Origin of the sequence: Microbacterium sp. MMO-56 (assembly GCF_037146215.1) — a bacterium.
Lineage (GTDB): Bacteria > Actinomycetota > Actinomycetes > Actinomycetales > Microbacteriaceae > Microbacterium.
On sequence record NZ_JBBCVW010000010.1, the window covers coordinates 116,187 to 122,374 of the forward strand.

Below are 6,188 nucleotides of genomic sequence, written 5' to 3' on the forward strand. Positions count from 1 at the left end.
ATGACCGCAGCTCTCGCAGACGCCGGATTCGAGCTCGAGCACCCGTATGCGATCGAGGCCGACGAGGTGGAACGCGCGCTCCGGACGACCGACGACGGACTGGGGCCGGACGAGGCCGCGACGCGTCTCGCACAGGTCGGTCCGAACCTGCTCCCCGAGCCGAAGCGTGCACCCGCGTGGCTGCGCTTCCTCGGGCATTTCAACGACACGCTGATCTACATCCTGCTGGGCGCCGCCGCCATCAAGGCGATCATGGGGGACTGGCTCGACTTCTGGGTGATCATGGCGGTCGCCGTCATCAACGCGGTGATCGGATACGTGCAGGAGGGCCGGGCCGAGAAGGCCCTCGCGGGCATCCGAGGCATGCTGTCGGCGGATGCCACGGTGCGCCGCGGCGGCACGTGGACAACAATCCCCGCGGCCGACCTCGTGCCGGGCGACGTCGTGCAACTCGCCCCCGGCGACAAGGTGCCCGCCGACCTGCGGCTGCTCGACGTGGCCCAGCTGCGCATCGAGGAGGCCGCCCTCACGGGCGAGTCGGTGCCCTCGTCCAAGCAGACGACACCGGTGGACCCCGACGCGGGTGTCGGCGACCGTGCGTCGATGGCGTTCTCGGGCACGATCGTGTCGGCGGGGCAGGGGCGGGGGATCGTCACCGGCACGGGGGCGGCGACCGAGATCGGCCGGATCCAGCAGCTCGTGGGCGACGCGGGATCGCTCGCGACGCCGTTGACGAAGCAGCTCGACGCGTTCGGCAAGGTCCTGACGCTCGTCATCCTCGGCATGGCGGCGGTGATGATGCTAATCGGGCGCTACCTCCACCAGATGCCCATGTCCGAGCTGGTCTCCGCCACGATCGGGTTCGCCGTCGCGGCGATACCCGAGGGGCTGCCCGCCCTCGTGACGATCACGCTCGCGATCGGTGTGCAGCAGATGGCGCGTCGGAACGCCATCACCCGCAAGCTGCCGGCCGTCGAGGCGCTGGGCTCGGTCACGACGGTCTGCTCCGACAAGACGGGCACGCTCACCAAGAACGAGATGACCGTGCGGACGATGGTGACCCCGGTGGGCCGCTATGACGTGTCGGGGCTCGGCTACGACCCGACGGGGCGGATCTCTCCCGAGGGGGGCGCCGATCTCGCCGCGCTCCTCGCCGTCGCGGATCTGTGCAACGACGCGCACCTCGAACGGTCGGGCGATGCGTGGATGCTCGTGGGCGAGCCGACGGAGGGCGCGCTGAAGGTCGTCGCCCGGAAGGGCGGGGTGACCGACGGCGACACGCGGCGGATCGGCGTCGTCCCGTTCGACTCGGCGTACAAGTTCATGGCGACGCTCAACGAGGCATCCGACGGCTCGCGCGCGATCCTCGTCAAGGGCGCCCCGGACCGCCTCCTCGAGCGCGCGCTGACGCAGCGGGGCGCACGCGGATCGGAGCCCCTCGACATCCCGATGTGGGAGGCCGCGATCGACGCGCTCAGCGCCGAGGGGCTGCGCGTGCTCGCCGCGGCGCGCAAGCCGACGCGGGCGGCCGAGGTCGAGACGGACGATCTCGTCGACCTCGAGTTCCTCGGCGTCTGGGGCATCCTCGACCCGCCTCGCCCCGAGGCGATCGAGGCGATCGCCGACTGCCACGCCGCGGGCATCCGGGTGAAGATGATCACCGGCGACCACGCCGGGACGGCGCTCGCGATCAGCCGCGAGATGGGGCTGGTCGACGACGGCGACGCCCCCGTCCTGACCGGTGCGGAGCTCGAGCGGCTCAGTCAGGACGAGCTCGCCAAGGTGGTCCAGGACGTGGACGTGTACGCACGGACGAGTCCCGAGCACAAGATCCGCATCGTCCGCGCCCTGCAGTCGCACCACGAAGTCGTCGCGATGACCGGCGACGGCGTGAACGACGCGCCCGCCCTCACGCGCGCCGACGTCGGTGTCGCCATGGGCATCAAGGGGACGGAGGCGACGAAGGAGGCGGCGGAGATCGTCCTGGCCGACGACAACTTCGCGACGATCCGCAGCGCGATCGCCGAGGGGCGGCGCATCTACGACAACCTGCGCAAGTCGGTCGTCTTCCTGCTGCCCACCAACGGGGCGCAGTCGCTCGTGATCCTCGTCGCGGTCGTCTTCGGCCTCACCCTGCCCCTCACGCCCGTCCAGGTGCTCTGGGTGAACATGGTCACCGCCGTCACGCTGTCGCTCGCGCTCGCGTACGAGCCCGCGGAGCGCGGGATCATGTCGCGTCCGCCGCGCGGGCCGGGCGGGTCGATCATCGCCGCCCGTGAGCTCGGCTTCGTGCTCGTCGTGTCGCTCCTCATCGGCGGTGCCACCCTCGCCGTCTTCGGGATCTCCCTCGCGCTCGGCACTGACATCGGCGTCGCCCGCACCGAGGCGGTCGCGATGCTCGCCTTCGGTCAGCTGGCGTACCTGCTCAACTGCCGGTTCCTGACTCGCTCCAGCCTCACACCGGACGTCCTGCGCGGCAACCGCATGGTCTGGTGGTCGGCGCTCGCGCTCGTCGCCCTGCAGCTCATCTACACGTACGTGCCCTTCATGCACGCGCTGTTCGGCTCCGAGCCGCTGGGCGTCGTGGGGTGGCTGCTGCCGATCGCGTTCTCGGTCGCCATCTTCCTGGCCGTCGAGGTGCTGAAGGGGATCCGGCGGCGCCTCTCCGCGGGACGGATGTCGTGAGCTTCTGCCGCACCGCGCCGCCGCAGAACTCTATACGAACGCATAGGTGATCTCGCCTTCCGGGCGCGAGGCCGCGGGTTAGCGTGGACGCACGCCCCCCGTACCCACGGACGGCACGACAGAAGGAGGACCACCATGATCCGCACCACCGCCGTTGCTCGTCTGCGCACGAGCCGCCCCGTCCGCGTCGGCTTCGCCGCGGCATCCGTCCTCGGCATCGTCACGCTCGCCGGGTGCGCCGGCACGACGACCGCCGAGCCCGCCGGCACCCCGGCGACGACTCCGTCGACGGGAAGCACCGCCGCCGCGACGCCCGCGGCCCCCGCCACCGGCTCGGCGGCCGGATCGAGCACCTACGCGGACGGGACCTACTCCGCAGACGGGTCGTACCAGACGCCCGAGTCCGTGGAGACCGTGAAGGTCACGGTGACCCTCGCCGACGACGTCATCACCTCCGTCGAGGTGACGGGCGACCCGCAGAAGGCGGAGTCCAAGCGGTACCAGGGCGAGTTCATCGGCGGCATCAAGGCCGAGGTCGTCGGCAAGGACATCGACACGATCTCGGTGTCGCGCGTCGCCGGCTCCTCGCTCACGAGCGACGGGTTCAACAAGGCGATCGAGAAGATCAAGGCCGAAGCGACCGCCTGATGGGCGCCCTGACCGCGCCCGCCCGCAGCGTGTGGGAGTTCCCCGCGATCGGCACGCACTGGCGGATCGACACGGATGCTCCGCTGGAGTCGTCGGTGGCGGGCCGCATCGACGACCTGATCGCCCGATTCGACGCGGAGTGGTCGCGTTTCCGCGACGACTCGCTCGTCACGTGGCTCGCCGGGGACCCCGGAGCCGCGCACGGGGAGGCCCCGGGGGACCCCGCGGTGTCCGCGCGCGGGGCGGTCGCCCCGGCGGTGCGTGCGGTGGCCGCTCCGGCGGACGCCGCGGCCATGCTCGACTGGTACGCGGACCTGTCCGACGCGACCGACGGCGCCATCAACCCGCTGGTGGGCTCGTCCCTCGCCCGCCGGGGGTACGACCCGGCCTACTCGCTCGTCGACCGCGGCGCCCAAGCGGCGCCGGGGTCGTGGCGCGACATCCTGCACTGGTCGGACGGTGCGCTCCGACTGGATCGGCCCGCCCTGATCGATGTCGGCGCGCTCGGCAAGGGCCGGCTCGTGGATCTCGTGGCCCGCGCGCTCGACGAGGCGGCGATCGGCCCGTTCGTGGTGGATGCCAGCGGGGATCTCGTCGTGCGGGGGAGCGCCGAGCGGATCGCGCTGGAGCATCCCTTCCGTCCCGGTCAGGCGATCGGGGTGTGGGAGATCTCCTCGGGCGCGCTCTGCGCGTCGGCGACCGAGCGGCGGTCCTGGCCCGGAGCCGACGGCACGCGGCTCCACCACGTGCTCGACGCGCGCACCGGGGAGCCGGTGCGCACCGTCGCGGCGACGTGGGTGGTGGCGGACGACGCGATGACCGCCGACGGACTCGCCTCGGCGCTGTTCTTCGACGGCGCGGAGGAGCTGGCGGCCGCGCGCGGTGCGCAGTGGGTCCGGATGCTCACCGACGGGCGCGTCGAATGGTCCCGCGGTTCTCGGGCAGAGTTGTTCGCATGATGTCCTCGCTCACCGCCGCCTGGAATCGCGCGTACGCCGTCATGGGCCGCGTGTCGATGTATCGGCTCGTCGTGCTCGCCCTCGCCGCCCTCGCGGTGATCGCCGTCATCCTCTCGTTCTTCGGGGTCCTGGCGCCGCAGCCGCTGGAGCTCGTCGCCTCGTACGTCGTGCTCGCGGTGGCCTGCGCCGCCACGGATGCCCTCGCCGGGCGCCTCCTCGGCAAGGCGTGGCGGTGGGAGTCGTCGCTCATCACGGTGCTCATCCTGCTGTTCGTGCTGCGCCCCACCCTGGAGCCGCTCGGCCTCGTCGGGCTCGCGATCGCCGGGATCGTCGCCTCGGCGTCCAAGTACCTCCTCGCCTGGCAGGGACGGCACATCTTCAACCCGGCCGCCTTCGGGGCGGCCTTCCTCACGGTGCTGAGCGTGTGGCTGCCCGACCTGGGTTCGGCGGCGTGGTGGGTCGGCTCGCCCTTCCTCGCGGGGCCGGTGATCCTGCTCGGGCTCGTCGTCCTCGCCCGCACCGAGAAGGTGCGCGTCATCGCCGTCTTCCTCGTCGTCGCCGTGGCGGCGGCGTTCGTGCGCACGTCGGTGCAGTTCCAGCAGGCGGACCTCGCCTTCGATGCGGGCGACGTGTTCGTCAAGCTGCTGTTCTCCTCGCCGTTCCTGTTCCTCGGCGCGTTCATGCTGTCCGAGCCGCTCACCCTCCCGTCCCGCCGGTGGCAGCAGTTCACCGTTGCGGCGCTGGTGGGCGTGCTCGCCGGCTGGCCGATCGACCTCGGGGAGATCACGCTCGGTCAGGAGCGCGCCCTGCTGGTGGGCAACCTCCTCGCGTTCGCGTTCGCCCTGCGGACCGCGCTGCGTCTGACGTTCGTCCAGCGGATCGTGCTCACGCCGTCGGTGCGCGAGCTCGCGTTCCGGGCGAGCGGACGGTTCCGCTTCGCGCCCGGGCAGTACCTGGAGCTCGAAGTGCCCCACGCCCACGCGGATGCCCGCGGCACGCGGCGCGAGTTCTCGATCGTGTCGGCCCCCGAGGAGCTGCCCGAGGTGCGCATCGCGCTGCGGGAGGGATCGCAGTCGACGTACAAGAAGGCGCTCGCCCGCGTCGAGCCCGGCCAGAAGCTGCCGGTCACGGGTGTGTGGGGCGACTTCGTGCTGCCCGCTCGTCCGTCCGCGCCCGTCCTGATGGTCGCGGCGGGGATCGGGGTGACGCCGTTCGTCTCGCAGCTGCGGCACCTGCGGCTGTCGGGGGAGGACCGCGACGTCGTGTTCGTCTACGTCGCCTCGGATGCCGACGAGCTCGCCTTCCGCGAGGATCTGGAGGCGGCGGGCATCCCCGTCGTCGTGTTCACCCGTACCGAGCCGCGCGGGCTGCCGCCGCACTGGCGGTGGGCCAAGGGCGTCCGTCTCGACGCCGAGGGGCTCGTGCAGGTCGTGCCCGACATCTCGGCGCGTCACGCCTACATCTCGGGCCCGCCCGGATTGATCGCCGACCTGGCCCCCGCGCTGGAGAAGGCCCGCTCGATCACGACCGACGCGTTCTCGGGGTATTGAGGCGGGGTGGGGCTCGGGGCCTGGGTCGGGCTTGGGCTCGTGGGGGCTTGATTCGGGGCCGGAGCCGGGGTCGGGGTGGGGCTTGGGGTCGGGCTTGGGGGCTTGATTCGGGGCCGGGGTTGGGCTTGGGGGTTTGATTCGGGGCCGTGCCGGACTTGGGGGTTTGGTTCGGGGGCGGGGTTGGGCTTGGGCTTGGGGGCTTGATTCCGGGCCTGGGCATCCTGTGTGGGCTTAAGCGGCTCTGCGCATTCTAGGTGGGGGTGAGGGGGTCAAGTCCGCCGGCGATCAGGAGCATGCGGAGCCGGTAGTTGTCGTAGTTGGTGAAGCCGCGGGCGATCCGGCGGGC

Annotated in this window: 4 protein-coding genes; all 4 read left to right on the forward strand. The window is 71.8% G+C overall.

What is annotated here, in order from left to right; genetic code table 11:
- The 4 genes from WFI00_RS10795 (at position 1) to WFI00_RS10810 (ending at position 5,842) form a co-directional block, all read left to right on the forward strand.
- A complete protein-coding gene (locus WFI00_RS10795) occupies positions 1 to 2,685 on the forward strand; it encodes an HAD-IC family P-type ATPase (protein WP_336632310.1) in 2,685 nt (894 codons plus the stop codon).
- A 135-nt stretch (positions 2,686 to 2,820) separates the two neighbouring features.
- Positions 2,821 to 3,333: an FMN-binding protein gene (locus tag WFI00_RS10800; protein ID WP_336632311.1), complete on the forward strand. Its 513-nt coding sequence runs from the start codon at positions 2,821 to 2,823 to the stop codon at positions 3,331 to 3,333.
- Positions 3,333 to 4,292, forward strand: a complete 960-nt coding sequence (locus WFI00_RS10805; RefSeq protein ID WP_336632312.1) for an FAD:protein FMN transferase — start codon at positions 3,333 to 3,335, stop codon at positions 4,290 to 4,292. The genes WFI00_RS10800 and WFI00_RS10805 overlap by 1 nt, the downstream gene beginning before the upstream one ends.
- Positions 4,289 to 5,842 carry an FAD-dependent oxidoreductase gene (locus tag WFI00_RS10810; RefSeq protein ID WP_336642360.1) on the forward strand — a complete coding sequence of 518 codons (1,554 nt, stop codon included), beginning with the start codon at positions 4,289 to 4,291 and terminating at the stop codon, positions 5,840 to 5,842. Before WFI00_RS10805 ends, WFI00_RS10810 begins: the two co-directional genes overlap by 4 nt.
- Positions 5,843 to 6,188 lie beyond the last annotated feature (346 nt).